The organism is Streptomyces sp. A0592 (genome assembly GCF_004795115.1).
In the GTDB taxonomy this organism is placed as follows: domain Bacteria; phylum Actinomycetota; class Actinomycetes; order Streptomycetales; family Streptomycetaceae; genus Streptomyces; species Streptomyces erythrochromogenes.
Window position 1 is genome coordinate 1 of record NZ_SSBM01000094.1, and the last position, 1,390, is coordinate 1,390.

Genomic DNA, 1,390 nt, shown 5'->3' on the forward strand with positions numbered 1-1,390 from the left:
CCTAGTAGTGCTTTGTTAGGTGGTGTCGTAGGGGTGCCATGGGACTGGTTGGTGGCAGGTGGGGCAGGTGCCGGTCCAGGTGGCGATGAGGTGTTGGAGGAGGTCCAGGGCCTGGTAGAGGGTCAGGCCCTGGCAGGGGCTTTTGGGGCCCTCCGCAGTTCGGTGAGGAACAGGTGGGCGGCGGTCACCAGGGTGACGTGGCGGTGCCAGCCGATGAAGGACCGGCCCTCGAAATGGTCCAGGCCCAGAGCGGTCTTCAGCTCGCGGTAGTCGTGCTCGATCCGCCACCGCGACTTCGCCAGCCGGACCAGGTCCTTCGCCGGGATGCTGGCGGGCAGGTTCGAGATCCAGTACTTCACCGGTTCTGCCTCTCCCTCGGGCCACTGCGCGATCAGCCAGACCAGCGGGATCGTGCCGTCGGCGGCAGGCTTCGGGCGCCGGCCTGCCAGGCGGACACGCAGGAGAACGAAGTACGAGCTCATCGCGGCTTTCGAACCCTTGCGCCAGGTCAGGGTCCGTCCCTGCTGCCGTCCGGCAGCCAGCACATGCTCACGCAAAGACACGGGTCGGGTGCGGTAGCGGGGCAGCGGGCGGGGACCGAGTCCGCCGTAGGCGGGCTGGTGCGGTTCGACGGCCTGCGGATAAGCGGTCATCTCGGCCTTGGCCTGCAGGACGTAGGCCAGGCCCCGGTCTTCGAGACCGTGGCGGAAGTCTGCGTTCGCGCCGTAGCCGGTGTCCGCGACCAGCACCGCGGGCCGCAGACCGGTGCCGGCCAGTTCGTCGAGCATGTCCAGAGCGAGCTGCCACTTGGGGCGGTGGTGTTCGTCATCGGGGATCCGGCAGGCCCTCCGGCCTGCGGCGGCTTCGGGCTCGTCCCACGCGGCGGGCAGGAACAGCCGCCAGGACAGCGGGCACGAGGCGGTATCGGAAGCGGCGTGGACGCTGACGCCGATCTGACAGTTGCCGACCTTGCCCAAGGTGCCCGAGTACTGGCGGGCCACCCCCGGCGAGGCGGTGCCGTCCTTGGGGAAACCGGTGTCGTCCACCACCCATACCTGCGGTCGCACCGCCCGCACGGCCCGCCACGCCAGGCCGGCCCGCACGTCAGCGACCCGCCAGGTCGAGGACGTCATGAACTGCTGCAACTGCTGATGGTCGACCCCGAGCCGCTCGGCCATCGGCTGCATCGACTTGCGTCGGCCGTCCAGCAGCAGGCCCCGCAGATACAACTGGCCCTTCGCCCGCTGGTCCCTGCGGACCAGCGGCGCTAACACCTCCCCGGCGAACTCCTCCAACCGGCCCCGACACTCAGCAAGCTCACCCGCCCTCATACAACCAGCGAACTACCAGACACCCACCGCGACAAGACCAGCTAACAAAGCACTACTAG

General features: G+C 68.9%; 1 protein-coding gene. It reads right to left on the reverse strand.

The annotated features are described in order from the left end of the window. Positions 1–122: 122 nt before the first annotated feature. Entirely contained in the window at positions 123–1,331 is a 1,209-nt protein-coding gene (locus E6U81_RS39470) for an IS701 family transposase (RefSeq protein WP_136234800.1), read from the reverse strand. Between the last annotated feature and the right edge of the window lie 59 nt (positions 1,332–1,390).

Excerpts from the sequence above, each read along its gene's own strand:
- E6U81_RS39470 (WP_136234800.1), bottom strand. The coding sequence starts at position 1,331 with ATGAGGGCGGGTGAGCTTGCTGAGTGTCGGGGCCGGTTGGAGGAGTTC.